Here is a 15,241-nt window from a genome sequence, read left to right as displayed (position 1 = left end):
TAATAACTTATATGCGGTCATGCTTCTTCAGGCTTCAAAAACCAGATGCACCCTAATGCAACCATAGATGATATCTCAATCATTAGAAAGTAAGTCATTCCCAAATCTCAAATCTAAACTCGACTCACCCGTACCGCAGATGAAACCTTAGCAACAGATTGCTCGGGCTGTTGCCGCACAGGAAACTCAATCCAGAATTCAGTTCCCTCTCCCGGAGCCGATACGCACCTGAGCGAACCTTGATGTTTTTCAATTATTTGATAGCTAATTGACAATCCCAACCCTGTACCTTTACCTACAGGCTTGGTAGTAAAAAACGGCTCAAACAAACGTTGTTTTATCTTCTCCGTCATGCCCGCTCCATTATCAGCGATTCGCACGCAAGCACAATTATAACCTGAAAGTTCAGTACGAATCACAATGGTAGGCAAAACTCCCGAATTAGACGAAAATGTCAAAGTTGAGTTTTTATTTGTTGCGTCAGACAAAACATCAATGGCATTGCTTAAAATATTCATGAAAACCTGATTTAATTGTCCTGCCCAGCACTCCACCAAGGGCAATTTGCCGTATTCTTTGATAATTTTAATGCCCGGAAAATCACCGTTAGCTTTCAGCCGACTGTCCAAAATCATCAAGGTACTGTCAAGGCCTTCGTGAAGATCGACCGACTTCATTTCAGATTCATCCAAACGCGAAAAGTTTCGCAGAGAAAGCACAATCTGGCGGATGCGATCGGCTCCTACATTCATCGATTTTAGGAGTTTAGGCAAGTCTTCACTGATAAACTCTAAATCGATATCTTGTAGTTTTCCTTGTACTTCTGGCGTTGGGTTAGGATATTCCTGCTGATATATTTGTACAAGTTCTAGTAAGTTTTGAGTATATTCGTCTGCATGGCTCAGGTTGCCAGAAATAAAGCAGACAGGATTGTTAATTTCGTGAGCGACTCCAGCCACCAACTGCCCCAAGCTGGACATTTTTTCAGTTTGGATTAGCTTTAATTGCGCTGACTGTAAATTTTTCAGTGCCGTTTCTAGTTCAGCGCTGCGCTCTTTTAGTTGAATTGTACGATCGCGCACTTGCTGTTCTACCTTCGCAGTACGTCCTAGAGACATCAACAGGTAAGCCGTCAAACTGCCAGTCATCAACAGCCCGATCGCCCAAATTGCCAGCGAACCCTGATGCGTGTTCAGACCACTGTACCCCTTTCCCGGCAAAACTAGCAGCATCCACTGGCGGTCTGCTACGTTAAATGTGCGAGTGCAAGCACTCTGATTTTCACAGATTTTTCCCCGGAGATTAGTTAACTCCGGCTGTTCTAGTTTTGGGTTATCTATAAACTTCTTGGTTTGCGAGTCGTAGCGCATCAGAAACCGTTCTTTCCCTGTAGCAGAGTTGTCGTAGAGGTAAAAATTTATGTTGTCTAAATTTAGGGATTCTAAATAAAAATTGACCATATTGGTAATCTGAAACACCCCTGCAATCACTCCCCTGAGGTTTTCGCGGCTGTTTCCCGAGTTATCTGGAGAACCTGCGCGGCCAGGTACTGGCAGAAATAATTGCACTCCAGGTCGATCGTTCCTGATTAATTTAATCTTCCCCGAAGCAGCTATTTTCCAGCTATTCACCGATTTCTCTAAAGCTGCTTTGCGTTCGGGATTGGAAGCCAGATCGAAACCGAGTGATTTTGTATCTACTTCTAGGGCTTCTCTGTAGGTGACAGGAAAATATTCCGATCGCACTTTTACTGGTACTGGCTTTTTGTCAGCATCTCGCTCATAAATTTGAAATGTCGCAAAACCTTCGGCTCGAATTGCCTCTTCATAAGCTGCTTTGTCCGCAGCCGGAACGCGTAGCACCCAGTTTACAGAATAGACGGCAGCATTTCGGGTAAGTGCAGGTTGAGCGAATTCCCTAAAATCTTCTCTGCTAACTTCAGCAGATGCGCTGTAGAATGCTTGAATTGAGTACAGAAAATCTAAGTTTTTGTTGATGCTTTGCTGCAATGTCGCATTCAGGCGATCGGCTTGCTGATGAAATTCTGCTTTCATGCGCTGATTTTCCCAATTCCAGACAACGCCCGCCGCTATCAATGACAAACCCGTACCGATACACAGAGTCAGCGCTGCTGGAATGTAGCGACGGTATGACTGTAAACTTTTCGTTACTAAATTAAACCAATTGCTCGCAACATTCATATTTCCAGAGTTTTTGGCACCGGAGTGCGATTCGTTTCAATAGTTCTGAATTTCCTTGATAACACGACCGACAGCGCAGAAACAAGATTGTGTCAAAACTTAAAATCGCACAAATATGAATTTATCTTCATAAAGTAGGTTTCTACGAAAATATTAGTTTGGTAACGACAAGATACACAATTACTTACCTAAGTAGGGTGTGCCGAGCCGAATTGCGACTTACACAAGTAGCAATTCGCACTTGATTGTTAAATTTGAGTCGGTGCTGCACACCTTAACTCATTGAAATTTGCACTTAACCGTCAACACGAAGGCGCGCTTATTACTTTGCGCCAGTAACAATTCGCACCTTCATGTTGATTTAAAGGTGCGCAATCGACACCTCAGTCAAGTAGCAACTTGCACCTTACAAAACAGTCCCAATTTCCTTCAAATAAACCCGAGTAAATGGTTCCCCATCCTCCAGACTGTACTGTTCGATTAAACCTTGGCGGCGAATAGAAATACTACTGCCTTCCCGCACCACAACAGTATCCTCATCAGTGCTTTCTCGGAGCAAAATCATCTCTGTTTCCCCCGGATTGTCGAGCACCACCATATTGCTGCCCCGATAAAACATTCCCTCAGCTTCCAAAACATTTTCGGGATATTCAGCAATCAACAAATCGAGCTTAGGATTCCGCAGCAAAGTTTGGACATTAAGATTGTAATTTTTATGCAAAACCTTTTCTGAACGGTTGACAAAAAGTCCAGTGCGACAAACCGCACCGATTGTCCAATCAGGATGTTGCAACAGAATGTGGTCGATTGTTTCTTGCAGTTCGTGCACCGAAATTCGGTTGAACGTAATAATCGGAATTCTGGCTGATTTTCCCGAATCAAAGAAAGTATCGATAATATGTGAAGGCACATCAACCCCTTCTCCGACCGCCGGGTTGAGGTGCATAAAAATTCCCGGCGCGGCATTGATTTCGATAATTCCAAAATTCCCAGTTTTCCAAGATTTGGCGAGAGTTTCTGTGACGACATCAATCCCCAAACAAGTTAACCGAAAATGCAGGGCGATATCTTGAGCCAAAACAATATTGTCGGGGTGAATAGTGCGGGTAGCATCGATGCTGACACCGCCTGCGGAAAGATTGGCTACTTTGCGCAGAGACACAGTGCGATCGCGCTCTACGACACTATCCAATGACAGCCCTTGTTCTTCCAGGTACATTTCCATCGCTTCGTCGGACTGAATTTTGCTCATCGCCGAAGTTGGCGTGTCCAAACGTTCGGGTTTGCGGTTTTCGCGGCGGATCAATTCCCGAATAGTTGAGTCGCCGTCCCCTGTTACCCAAGCGGGCCGGCGTTCAGTTGCAGAAACAAACTTGCCGTCAACGCACAGCAGCCTAAAATCCGCTCCTTTGATGCTGTTTTCCACAATAACTCGCACGGGCGATGTTTCGGGAATTGCATTAACTGCTCTTTTAAAAGCCGCCTGCAATTCCTCTGCATCTCCCACATCTGCGGTGACGCCAATTCCTTTATGACCGACTACTGGCTTAACAGCAACTGGGTAGCCAATTTCTCTCGCAACTGCCAAAGCTCCGTTTTCTGTGGAGACAATATCGCCTTTGGGAACTGGAAATCCTAAGGTAGCAAGAAAAGCTTTACAATCGTCTTTGCGTGTGGTAAAATCTGAGTCTAAATGGCTGTCGGAATCAAAGGTTGTGGCAGAGCCGCGCACCAGTTTTTTACCGTAACCGTATTGCATCAATCCTTCGTCCCACAAATAAAATGCGGGAATGCCTTTTTGGGATGCCGATCGCATTAATGAATAAACTGTCGGGCCTCCGTAAACAGACTGGCGGAACATATTTTGCAGGGCGCCCATTTGTGCTGCTAACGGGAAATCTTGATTTTGATTGATGGCTTCAAACCAATCCCAAACAGCGTAAACTACGGCTCGGGCGCTGCGGGCGTGCAGTGCTTCTATGCTGATTCTGCTAAAGTGAGAAAATGGTTTGACGTTCCAGTGTTGGAAGTGCAAACCCATGTCGAGTTTTGCTACTTCTGAGCAGGTGCGGCCGAACAGTTGGGCATGATTCGAGAAAGTTTCGTGCAGCAGTTGCGGGTAGCGATCGCTAATAATTTGATGGTAATGGGCGATCGGCTTTGGTTCCATCGCATCCGTCACCGCAAAATCGAAAACTAAAGCTGCTGTTTCTAAATAAGGGTTTGGCCCGATGTAATGTTTGAAGTTGAAAATATCAAAAACATCGGTTTTTCGAGCATTGACGCGGGGTGTCTCCGTATTTTTTTCTTGAAGCATTTTTTGACCTCCTTTGAGCTAACTTGTCACACTAGCTCTCTTGTCGGCGCATTGGATACTACCTGGGGGCATAGATATTGTAGAGGCCCAGAGGGGGAGAATGTCCGAGGGGGAGAGATAATGTCCGAGAGGGAGAGAGAGGGAGAGAGAGGGAGAGGGAGAGAGGGGGAAAATTGCCCCCTGAACAATTCCCGATTACCAATACTAATGACTAATGACTAAATTACTAATGACTAAATTATTAATGACTAATAAAAAAAAGCTATAACTTTTGAGAGGTACACGGCCAATTAAAATTGGCTATGACTGTGAAAAAGGATTTAAGAGGCAGAGAATTATGAAGATTGCACAAACTGCTCTCAGGGATCAAGTTCATCAATTAGCAGAGGAAGCATTTCACCTGAAGCTGATTTCAGGGTACGGTGACGGTCAACACAGCAATGAATATCAAATTGTCTGGAACGGTAAACCCCGACACCTGCCTTTGGAACGGGCGCGTACAGTATTGAGCAATTTGATCGATCGATCGCACTAACTCGCGATCGAACTCATCTAGAAGCGCCGATCGACCCGGTTGATACGAAAAATAAGAGGTTTATGGGTGAAGTCTCCAGTCAGAAATCGGGTCGATCGGCCGTCGCGCCTAAGTCCTGTAATGTAAACTCATTTTTTGACCCCTCCTCCATGGTGTGAGGAGGGGTTAGCTTTTTTGATCGCAAATCGCCTTACCAGAAAGAATTGGTTGAAAGCCCGCCCGCCCGATCGGGAAAAATTAAAATCAGACTATTCATTATTCCAATACTCGGACTTAAGGGTAGAGTTCGCTTTCAAACTGTCACAGGTCAAGCGGTCAACTGTCAACTGTTGAAAGCCCCGGATTCGAGTGAAATAACCGGAACGCTTGAGTTGCGTGCATCCCAGACTTATCAAAATTAGATGTTTATTCTGTATCAATCTCTACCTTTTGGCAGTTTTAGGCAACAAAAAAGTTATGTTTTAGTGAAATACAATTCATTAAGAGTGCAGAGCGTATGGCTGGCAGCGAAAATCAGGGAAAGTTGCTAATTATTGGCGGCGCCGAAGACAAAGACGGGGATTGCAAAATTCTGCGCGAATTTTTGCGGTGCGCCGGAGGCACTAAAGCCCACATTGTAGTGATGACGGCTGCGACAAGCCTTCCAGGAGAAGTAGGAGATAATTATATCCGAGTGTTTGAGCGGTTGGGCGCTGAAGACGTGCGAGTGGTTGATACCCAGAAACCCGAAGATTCTGACAATCCAGATTATTTAGAAGCGATCGAACAAGCGACTGGTATCTTCTTTACCGGCGGAGAGCAAGCGCGGATTATTACCTGCTTGAAAGATACCAAACTCGACGCAGCTATGCACAAACGCTACTCGGAAGGGGCGATCGTGGGCGGTACCAGTGCCGGCGCGGCGATGATGCCAGACATGATGATTATTGAAGGAGACTCGGAGACAAATCCTCGCGTTGACGTGGTAGCCATGGGCCCGGGAATGGGTTTCCTGCCGGGAATTGTCATCGACCAGCATTTCGCCCAGCGAGGCCGTCTGGGACGCTTAGTGGCGGCACTGTTGCTGCAACCAGCAGTCTTGGGATTTGGGATTGACGAAAATACGGCAATTTTAGTCAGCGGTGACCAGGTTGAAGTGATTGGTGAAGGCGCTGTAACTGTGATCGACGAGTCGGAAAAACTCCACGACAATATGGAGGGACTGTTGAAGGATGAGGCTCTGGCTCTTTGCGGGGCGAAGTTGCACATCCTCCCCCACGGATATCGGTTTAATTTGAAAACTCGCCAGCCGATGTTGGATAGGTTAGCAACGGTAGCATAGTCCCAAAGGGCGATCGGGCCGATCGTAGTGCAGACTTGAGTCCGCAGCTTTTTACGGACTGAAGTCCGCACTACAAACCTGTGAAAAAAACATGATACTTCGTCCAAGACACCAATAAAAAGAAGAGGATTATACCTCTTCTTTTATTGCTGCGGTTTCTGCTTTTTTTAAGCACTTTTTTGTTGGTCAAAGAACGACTGCTGCCCTTCTTCAGTCGAGATTAACTTCCACCCTTGAGTTATCAGCTTCTGAAAAGTTGCCCATCCCTTAGAACCGCCTGGTTCCATGTAGTCCGAGACCGCGAACTGCGGAAAAGCTGTATAAGGCCGCCATGCTTGACGCGCTTCGGTGCGCAGGTGCAATATCGTTTCTCCATTGCCTCCCAATCTGGGCAACCAACACATTTGTTTTAGCATTTTTAACACTCCAGAGTTTTTACAGTAACGGTAATTCGCCAACATCCCAAATTAAACTTTTAGAGCAATCTTAGCCGCTGCTCGGAATATCTAATAGGTAACAGGGACGGATGAGATTTTCACCGATTACCAATTACTGAGGTAGCAGCAGTCATTTAAGTTAATTGAGGTTATGCAAAGTTTGCCAGTCAAAGACTGAGAAACAAGTGCTGCCAAGGTATAAGCAAAAATAATTAATGCTCTTCTCGGCTAAAACTCGACTTAAAGCCGATCGCCCGAGAATCCAGTTGAATAAAGCATTGATCTTTCTGCTTTGCCTTAGTTGATAATTACAAGCTCATCCTCGCTCTTTCCGCCTAGAATTACATCTTTCTACGGTATTAGCTCTGTCAGCTAAAAAATGTTCCTTTAGTTACAAATCTTAAACTTCGATCGGAATTTATCTAGTTATCAAAAGTTAAATTAATTTTCATAAATAACGATTAATAAGTTTTAGTTACTTTAACTACATTTTTGATGGAAATCAGGTCTCTTAGTGTGCAGTGCAAACCTTACTCAATTAAGCTCTCGATCGGCGCTCAATCACCAAACAGCAGTCGGGGAGTACGTTTGAGCTGGTTGTTGACACCAATGCACACCAGCACCTTACAAAATCAGAGTCACGGTTTAACTCTTAAGAATGATGGCGGCTGATAGGCAAAATTGTAAAAATTAATACTAATCACAGTTATAAGTTCTGCACACCAGATATTCATGACCGCTGCAATTGAATTCAAACTCTTGGCTCCCAACAACAAAGCAGCTACAGTGCTCGGCTCTTTTTCCAAATGGGAAGAAATTCCCTTAGCAAAAGATGAGAGAGGTTATTTCCGCACTCAAATTCGGCTAAAAGACGGTATTTATCAATATAAGTTCCGAGTTCAATCGCAGAGTCCTTGTTTGGAACCGGACGAATGGGTAGAAGTTAACGATCCCTACGCTACTGAAATTGACAGCACTACTGGTACCAGTACAATTCGCATCGAATCCGGGGAGCGAATTATTGATACTTATGTATGGAAACACGACGACACGGAACTGCCTCAGAATCAAGAATTAGTGATTTACGAACTGCACGTTGCTGATTTTTGTGGGGCCGATGGTTCCGACAGCAGCAGTAAGTTTCAACAGGTAATTGCAAAATTAGATTATCTCGGCGATTTGGGGATAAATGCGATCGAACTAATGCCTGTTAATGAATATCCGGGCGATTATAGCTGGGGTTACAAAGTCCGCGATTTCTTCGCTGTAGAGTCCAGCTACGGTACAACCGCAGATTTGAAGCAATTGGTTGACGAGTGCCACGGACGGGGCATCCGAGTCATTATGGACGGCATTTACAACCACTGCAACGAAGAATGTCCCTTATTGCTAATCGATCGCAATTATTGGTACTACAGAGACAAACACTATCCCGAAGATCCAGCTAACTACTGGGGCCCAGAGTTTAACTACGAAAACTTCGACGCCAAACTCGGCATTCGTCCCGCTTGGCAATTCATCGGCGATGTGGTGAATTTCTGGATTCTTGAATATCATATCGACGGCATTCGCTACGACGCAGTGCGGCAGTTGGACAATCGAGATTTCCTGCACTGGATAACTGCCGAAGCCAAAAAAACTGCCGGCGACAAGCCATTTTACAACATCGCAGAACACATTCCCGAACTTCCCGAACTGGTGGCGGCGGACGGGCCGATGGACGGCTGCTGGCGCGAAAGTTTTCGGATTTTTGCCCTCGAAAATCTGGCGGGGAATAGTTTCGATATCGCCAAGCTCAAGCAAGTTTTGGATGCCAGACAACAAGGCTATCAAAACACAACTAATGTTATCAATTATTTGGCAAGTCACGACCGCAACCACTTGCTGTGCGAATCAAGCTTTCAGAATCTCGACCCAGAAGCAGCTTTTAAGCGCGCTAAATTGGCAGCGGTGGTGTTAGTGACAGCAGTAGGAATACCGATGCTGTGGATGGGCGAAGAGTTCGGACAATCCACCCGCCAAACTCCCAACCAGCCGAATAATCTGCAATGGTCTTTGTTGGACAACCAGCAGAATCGCGATTTGTGGGAATATTACAAAGACCTGATTCGCCTGCGGAAAAATTTTCCGGCACTTCACACCGAAAATATTGAATTTTTCCACGAAAATCCGGAAGCTAAGGTGCTGGCTTACTATCGCTGGAGCGATGAGGGCACGCGAGTATTGGTGGTGGTAAATTTTTCAGACACTTATCTGTCTGGTTACTCGATTCCTAACTTTCCAAGTTCGGGAAGTTGGCACGAGTGGATGTACAACAAAATCGTAGAAGTTGGGGAAAAAGATTTTAAGTTTGATGTGCCGGAATGGTCGGCTCAGGTATTTCTGGGAGACGAGGATAATTATGTCTCCAGACAGATGATAAGCAAAGTTGTACAAGATTAAATTGTATTTGTGACTAACGCACTCAACTCAAAAAAAACGGTTTTTATACTGAGCCTGATGGCTGTAAAAACCAGGATTTTGGGAGAATAAGTAAGTGGCTCAGTCATGGATGGCGATCGCAATTCCTGGTCTTGAGAATAACAATTGCACGGCCGCGTGCCAACGGTCAATTAATACAAACTTTGTGGGAGGACAAATTCTATGGGCTGGCTAAAAAGACTGTTTGGTTTAGAAAAACACGAAAATCAAGAAAATGTGCAAGCTCCTGCTTACCAAGCACCTGTCGCTGCACCTCAAGCTCAAGCTCAACCTGCTGCGGCTGCGACTCAAACAATCCCGCCTGAACGCATGGGATTGAATGGAGAATACGATCAAAGCGGTTTGGCTAAACGGGTGGCTCAGGCTTTTGATGCAAATCCTGATGTCGCGGATATTGAGACTGTTTATGTGGCTCAACACGGCACTACTGTGGTTCTCAAAGGTACGGTTCCCAGTCAGGAAATTATCACCAAGTTGGTGACAATTGCTAAGAGTGTTAATGGTGCAACTGGGGTGGAAACCAATCAAGTTACTGTCGGTTAGGGCGGCGGTTGCTTATAACTGTTAACCGTTAGCTGCGAGCGGTTAACAGTTGAAAGTTTTTTTAGTTATTTTGGCGTACATAAAAAATATGACTGGCGATACATCAATACCTACTCGCGGCACGTTAGAACGCAGTCTTGGACAGAGTATTCAAGGTTTGTACCGATCGCTCCTCGGAAATCAAGCGAGTCAGGCGCTGTGCAATCTTGTGGATAATAAGTTAATTATTGTGATCGAAAATGCGATTACTCAACCGGAAACACTTTTAGTTCAGAACGGTCAGGAAGATTTGGCGGCGCAGGTGCGATCGCAATTACAGTCTGTTTTAGAACTGCGGCTCAAGGAGTTAATCAAACAAGTTTTGGGCGTGGGAGTGACTGATTTGCTCAGCGATGCGACTTTGGAAACGGGCCGCAGCGGGACGATCGCCATTTTGGAGTCTGCACCGAAAGTTCGCGATGCGAGTTCTAAGTCGAAAACTCAACTAGCAGCGACTGAGGGCTGAGCTGGTGGCGGATAATTTGTTCTAAATCCTTGATATTAAAAGGTTTGGAAAGGTATCCAATGCAGCCGGCTTCGAGAATCCGATCGCGGTCTTCGGTTTTTGCTAGTGCTGTGACGGCGACAATCGGAATATTTACGAGCTTGGGGTCTTGTTTGATGCGGCCGATTAATTCTATACCGTCTATGTCTGGCAGGCAAATGTCCAGTACGATTAGGTCGGGGAGTCGATCGACTGCTGCTGACAGAGCGCTGTACCCATCAACGGCTCCCACGCACTCGCAGCCGAATAAATCTAGTATTTGCGTTAGCAGCTCTAAATTGTCGTGATTGTCGTCTACAGCCAAAACTACAGGACGCTTGTCAACTGCGGGCTGACCGTTATTTAAAGAAGATTCCAAATTCTGATTCCAATTAGGGTAGTTCATAAAATGCCGATCGAATTTCGATCAAAAAATTGGTCGCTGAGGCATTCCTCAAGTGGCGTTCCGGCACTTGAAACAGATTGGCTCGTATTTGTGGCTCTCAGATAGCTAGTTTTGGGTCTAGCCAGATTCTACAATATCCCTGCCAGTTCGGGCAAAGACACCACCGGTGGAGCAATATCACAGCCTCTCCACAATCTTACTGATTGAGAGCACAAATGACCAACTTACACTTAGGCATACTCAGCCTTGGGGCTTAGACGCGATCGCTAGGAAAAACCTTACCCATAAAGCGTCCCACCTTAATAGCTTTGAGGAGCGGTGGCAACCTTTAAGGATACTACCAACAGTAGACTCCGCTGTCCTTGCGTAAATCTACCTAAAGGAAGATTATTTGCAGCACACAAATTTAACAACTTCCATCTAGTGAGAGATACTTGTTGCTCGGGTTTAGATTTCAATGTTTTTAAGTAGTAATTATCGCAAATTGAGCAAGAGAAAAAATCTATTTACTTGCTGTTTTCCGGATATTCACCTAGGAGAAGTTGATGACAATTGCAATTAGAGACGACCTAACTTACATTTTGCTGAAACAGATTGGCAGTGGCAACGGCAGCAGGGGAGAGTCGGAAATTAGGAATGCAGCCGAGGAGTATGTAGGTCGAGATGTGGCGGAAGCCGAATTGCTCGGTCACTTGGACTACCTCAATCAAAGAGAATTTATCAAAGCCGAGTTTAGCGGGGAGCCTTATGGAGGCACTGAGTTGCTGCCGCCTTTAGTAGCATTTCAAGAAGCAGATTTAACAGAAAAAGGTCGCAAACTGTTACAGAAAATGGAGACGAATCCTCCTAAGTCTCTGCACCAAGAAGGGTCAGCAATTCCGATCGCCTCCAAGGATATGCCATTTTTGGAAAAAGTGATGGTAAATGGTCACTTGGAGGATATTTTTGATGCCCGCGACATTACCGAAGTAGTGTACCGCATCATGCGCGACGTGATGACAACAGAAGCCAGCGATCGCGTGGAAGCCGAACTACACAAAGAAGTTTTACCGACGGACGACAAAACCCTGCAAACAGAAATAGCCGACCTGTGGAAAGATACGAATCCTCTGGTAGGATTGCTGAGCCGGCTGCGTCAGCCTTTGCGCGGGCCTGCACCTTTGGGGATCGATGGCAATTTGTTTGCGCGGAGGGTGGAACTAGAAGGCTCACTTCCTTCGGGAGTAGAACCAGAAACTGCGATCGCCGGTGTATTTTCAGCAACGAAAGATGAGTTGTCCCCAGAGCGAAGTCAGGAAATAGCCAGCTTTTTACCGGACAAAATTCGGGAAATTTGGGAGTCGGTTTAACGGGATATTTCAGGGCATAAATACTCAGAAACCGGGTTGAGTCTCGCAGCATTCTGTACTCTAAGTTAGCAGGTTGTCCGATCGACCCGGTTTATCTATTGTTTGTAGTTAGGACTTTAGTCCGCATCAAAGTCTGTGGATAAACGCGGTTCCTACCCACAAAACTTTCTGGGAAAACCCAACATATTCCGAGAAACTGGGTTTCTAGCTCGGCGTGGCTGCGTAAATCCCACAGACCGAGCGAAAGTGTTGTAGTCTATAGTACAGGGCGAGTTAATAAGGTGGCTCGCAAAAATGCTGTCAACAGCCCTGGAGCTCAAAAGGGATGGCCCGCAGAAAAGTCAGACAAACGTCAAAAGCGACTCTAGAACAAGAGATTTTACTCAATCGAATTACCAATCGCATCCGCAAGTCTTTAGAACTGCAAGAGATTTTGACGACCACGGCGCGAGAAATCCGCAGCTTTTTAGGAAGCGATCGAGTAAAAGTTTATCAATTTGATGCCGACGGTAGCGGTCTGGTAATTGCTGAGGCGATCGACAGCGACAATTTGCCATCTCTGATCGGTTTGCGCTTTCCAGCAGGCGATATTCCCCCTAGTGCGCGCGAAATGTTTGTCAAAGCGCGGCAGCGAGTAATTGTAGATGTGGGATTGCAGCATAAAATAATTAACCGCTTAGATTGTCCCGAAAGCGGCAAAACTTTAGCAGTTGAAGATATTCGCTATTGTCCGGTAGACTCTTGTCACGCAGAATATCTGGCGGCTCTGGGGGTGCGTTCTTCTCTGACGGTGCCGATCGTACATCAAAATCAGCTTTGGGGGCTGTTGGCCTGTCACCACATCCAGCCGAAACGGTTTAGCGATCGAGAATTGAACATGGTACAGTTGCTTGTAGATCAACTTTCAATTGCGATCGCCCAATCTTTTCTCCTCAGTCAAGCCCGACAGCAAGCGTGCGACGAAGCCGTTATCAACCAAATTAGCTGTTTGCTGCACTCTCCTCTAGAACTTACCGAAATTCGGCAATCAGTTCTCGAACAAACTGTCAAGCATTTGCACGGTTCGGGAGGGCGCTTGTACATTGCAGCCGAGTTTGGCGATCGGCCAGCTTTAGTTTATACTTGCGGTCAACAGCCGGCAGACACAAACTTGGAATTGAGCGAATTTTGGCAGCAGATCATGGGATTTGTCAACCAAGACGATCGAGCAAAAACAGCCGCTCCTACCGCTGAATTAGGTATTTTTCAAAATCTCTATTCCGAACACCACAGTTCCATTAATACAAATATTTCTAATTCAATCGTACCCCACTTGTACGCGATTGCCGATATTTGTCAAGAACCTCAACTCCAATCTTTATCGGCAAATTTTATCGAATCTGACATTCGGTCATTTTTGGCAGTACCGCTGCAATACCGCCAACAGTGCATCGGCTGTCTGACTGTTTTTCGGGGCGCGGTAGAAACCGAAATTTTGTGGGCTGGCCGTTGCAGTTCCGACGCCCGGGGCGATCGTCCCCGACAGTCCTTTGCAGCTTGGAAAGAAATCAAAACAGGGGAAGCTCAAAAGTGGACAAGCGACGAATTGAAGCTGGCAAAATCTTTAGGAACTCACCTGTACATGGCTGCCATGCAGAGGCGCGTCGAAGCAATGATGCGACATCAAGCTTCCCACGATCCACTGACAGGTTTAGCAAATAGATTGCTGTTTAATGAAAGGCTGTCTTTAGCTTTAGCTAACTCTCACCACAATGCAGAAATGCTGGCGGTAATCTTTCTAGATTTGGACAGATTTAAAAATGTTAACGATACTCTCGGTCACCCGGTGGGCGACCAATTGCTGCAAGGTGTATCTCGGCGTTTGACTAACTGTTTGCGCGCGGGAGATTCGATCGCCCGTTGGGGCGGCGATGAATTTACTTTGCTGCTTTACAATATCAACAGCCCAGAGGACGCAACCAAGGTTTGCCAGCAAATTATCCAGAGTTTAAGCACTCCGTTTGATTTTGATGGTCTAGAACTTTATACTAAGGCTAGCTTGGGAATTGCTTTGGCTCCTTACGACGGAGAGGATGCAGAAACTTTGCTGAAGAATGCTGATGCTGCCATGTACAAAGCTAAACAGAGAGGTCGCAACAATTATCAGTTTTACACGCGGGCGATCGGCAGTCAAGTTTCCGAGGAACTTAACTTAGAAAATCATCTTTACAAAGCTTTGAAAAAAGCCGAGTTTGTGCTGCACTATCAACCCCAAATAAACTTGAATACTGGCAAAATAGTCGGCATGGAAGCTCTGATTCGCTGGCAGCATCCCGAACGCGGTTTGATTGCTCCGGATCGATTTATTCCCTTAGCAGAAGAAACAGGATTAATCTGCCAGATAGACGCATGGGTACTGCGGACAGCTTGCTTGCAAAATCGAGCGTGGCAGTTAATGGGATTGCCACCGGTGCGGGTAGCCGTAAATTTATCAGGCCGCCAGTTCCTGCAAGCTAACACCGTACAAACCATCGCTGAGATACTGTCAGAAACCCAGTTAAATCCCGAGTATTTAGAAATAGAAATCACCGAAAGCATTGCTATGACAGATGTGAATTTTACGGTTTCGGTATTGCAGCAATTGCAGCAAATGGGAATTCACATTTCTCTGGACGATTTTGGCACGGGTTATTCTTCGCTGTGGTCGCTGAAAAACTTGCCGCTAAATAATTTAAAAATAGATAAATCCTTCGTGGCAGATTTGCAGAGCGGTAGCAGCGGTGCTACGATTGTGAAAGTCGCGATCGCCTTGGGACAGGGCTTGAATTTACAAGTGATTGCTGAGGGAGTAGAAACAGCAGAACAGTTGGCATTTTTGCAGTCGCTTCAGTGCGAGATGGGTCAGGGTTACTTGTTTAGTAAACCCATACCGACGGCGGCAGCCACCCAATTGTGTCTAGAAAATCAATCGGGGAACAAACAAAAGCTTCTATTTTGAACGATATCTGTAGGGACAAAGGCTTTCGCCCTTCTGCGTGTCAACTTAAGGTACAAGCAATAGTCCGGCAGGGGTTGAAACCCCTGCCTCAAAGCAAAAGTCCTCTTAAGAGGACTGAAGAACTCATTAGTCCTCTTAAGAGGACTTTCGC

The 15,241-nt window shown here is 45.8% G+C and carries 11 protein-coding genes; 7 read left to right on the top strand and 4 right to left on the bottom strand.

Annotated elements, in window-relative coordinates:
- Positions 1-113: 113 nt before the first annotated feature.
- Both QT974_RS17710 and QT974_RS17705 read right to left on the bottom strand, forming a co-directional pair.
- Positions 114-2,201: a CHASE domain-containing protein gene (locus QT974_RS17710; RefSeq protein WP_333469748.1), complete on the bottom strand. Its 2,088-nt coding sequence runs from the start codon at positions 2,199-2,201 to the stop codon at positions 114-116.
- Between the two features lie 406 nt (positions 2,202-2,607).
- Positions 2,608-4,518, bottom strand: a complete 1,911-nt coding sequence (locus QT974_RS17705; RefSeq protein WP_333469747.1) for an ATP-binding protein — start codon at positions 4,516-4,518, stop codon at positions 2,608-2,610.
- Positions 4,519-4,855: 337 nt separating this feature from the next.
- Here QT974_RS17705 and QT974_RS17700 point away from each other — a divergent pair, with 337 nt between their 5' ends.
- Together QT974_RS17700 and QT974_RS17695 are read left to right on the top strand one after the other, a co-directional pair.
- Positions 4,856-5,053, top strand: coding sequence for a hypothetical protein (locus tag QT974_RS17700; RefSeq protein ID WP_333275063.1), 198 nt, complete (start codon positions 4,856-4,858; stop codon positions 5,051-5,053).
- 496 nt (positions 5,054-5,549) lie between these two features.
- Positions 5,550-6,374, top strand: a complete 825-nt coding sequence (locus QT974_RS17695; RefSeq protein ID WP_333469746.1) for a cyanophycinase — start codon at positions 5,550-5,552, stop codon at positions 6,372-6,374.
- 167 nt (positions 6,375-6,541) lie between these two features.
- On the opposite strand, the gene QT974_RS17690 is transcribed toward QT974_RS17695, so the two are convergent.
- Entirely contained in the window at positions 6,542-6,790 is a 249-nt protein-coding gene (locus QT974_RS17690) for a hypothetical protein (RefSeq protein WP_333469745.1), read from the bottom strand.
- A gap of 753 nt (positions 6,791-7,543) precedes the next feature.
- On the opposite strand from QT974_RS17690, the gene QT974_RS17685 reads away from it, so the two are divergent.
- The 3 genes from QT974_RS17685 (at position 7,544) to QT974_RS17675 (ending at position 10,340) form a co-directional block, all read left to right on the top strand.
- Positions 7,544-9,253, top strand: a complete 1,710-nt coding sequence (locus tag QT974_RS17685; RefSeq protein ID WP_333469744.1) for an alpha-amylase family glycosyl hydrolase — start codon at positions 7,544-7,546, stop codon at positions 9,251-9,253.
- Between the two features lie 201 nt (positions 9,254-9,454).
- Positions 9,455-9,835 (top strand): BON domain-containing protein, encoded by a 381-nt coding sequence (locus QT974_RS17680; protein ID WP_333469743.1) that lies wholly within the window; start codon positions 9,455-9,457, stop codon positions 9,833-9,835.
- A gap of 88 nt (positions 9,836-9,923) precedes the next feature.
- Positions 9,924-10,340: a DUF2294 domain-containing protein gene (locus QT974_RS17675; RefSeq protein WP_333469742.1), complete on the top strand. Its 417-nt coding sequence runs from the start codon at positions 9,924-9,926 to the stop codon at positions 10,338-10,340.
- On the opposite strand, the gene QT974_RS17670 is transcribed toward QT974_RS17675, so the two are convergent.
- Positions 10,303-10,764, bottom strand: a complete 462-nt coding sequence (locus tag QT974_RS17670; protein ID WP_333469741.1) for a response regulator — start codon at positions 10,762-10,764, stop codon at positions 10,303-10,305. The two genes, QT974_RS17675 and QT974_RS17670, sit on opposite strands and share 38 nt — an antisense overlap.
- A gap of 545 nt (positions 10,765-11,309) precedes the next feature.
- Here QT974_RS17670 and QT974_RS17665 point away from each other — a divergent pair.
- Complete coding sequence (locus tag QT974_RS17665; protein ID WP_333469740.1) at positions 11,310-12,113, top strand: DUF2267 domain-containing protein; 804 nt, start codon at positions 11,310-11,312, stop codon at positions 12,111-12,113.
- A gap of 325 nt (positions 12,114-12,438) precedes the next feature.
- Positions 12,439-15,090, top strand: a complete 2,652-nt coding sequence (locus QT974_RS17660; RefSeq protein ID WP_333469739.1) for an EAL domain-containing protein — start codon at positions 12,439-12,441, stop codon at positions 15,088-15,090.
- Positions 15,091-15,241: the final 151 nt, after the last annotated feature.

Origin of the sequence: Microcoleus sp. BM001215392, from assembly GCF_036700185.1 — a bacterium.
In the GTDB taxonomy this organism is placed as follows: Bacteria; Cyanobacteriota; Cyanobacteriia; order Cyanobacteriales; family Microcoleaceae; genus Microcoleus.
The sequence above is the reverse complement of the archived record's forward strand: the minus strand, read 5'-3'. Positions and strand labels throughout refer to the sequence as shown.

Bases quoted from the DNA above. Each gene is read 5' to 3' on its own strand.
- QT974_RS17675 (WP_333469742.1), top strand. From the start codon at position 9,924: ATGACTGGCGATACATCAATACCTACTCGCGGCACGTTAGAACGCAGT.
- QT974_RS17660 (WP_333469739.1), top strand. From the start codon at position 12,439: ATGGCCCGCAGAAAAGTCAGACAAACGTCAAAAGCGACTCTAGAACAA.
- QT974_RS17670 (WP_333469741.1), bottom strand. From the start codon at position 10,764: ATGAACTACCCTAATTGGAATCAGAATTTGGAATCTTCTTTAAATAAC.
- QT974_RS17705 (WP_333469747.1), bottom strand. From the start codon at position 4,518: ATGCTTCAAGAAAAAAATACGGAGACACCCCGCGTCAATGCTCGAAAA.
- QT974_RS17680 (WP_333469743.1), top strand. From the start codon at position 9,455: ATGGGCTGGCTAAAAAGACTGTTTGGTTTAGAAAAACACGAAAATCAA.
- QT974_RS17685 (WP_333469744.1), top strand. From the start codon at position 7,544: ATGACCGCTGCAATTGAATTCAAACTCTTGGCTCCCAACAACAAAGCA.
- QT974_RS17690 (WP_333469745.1), bottom strand. From the start codon at position 6,790: ATGCTAAAACAAATGTGTTGGTTGCCCAGATTGGGAGGCAATGGAGAA.
- QT974_RS17665 (WP_333469740.1), top strand. From the start codon at position 11,310: ATGACAATTGCAATTAGAGACGACCTAACTTACATTTTGCTGAAACAG.
- QT974_RS17700 (WP_333275063.1), top strand. From the start codon at position 4,856: ATGAAGATTGCACAAACTGCTCTCAGGGATCAAGTTCATCAATTAGCA.
- QT974_RS17710 (WP_333469748.1), bottom strand. From the start codon at position 2,201: ATGAATGTTGCGAGCAATTGGTTTAATTTAGTAACGAAAAGTTTACAG.
- QT974_RS17695 (WP_333469746.1), top strand. From the start codon at position 5,550: ATGGCTGGCAGCGAAAATCAGGGAAAGTTGCTAATTATTGGCGGCGCC.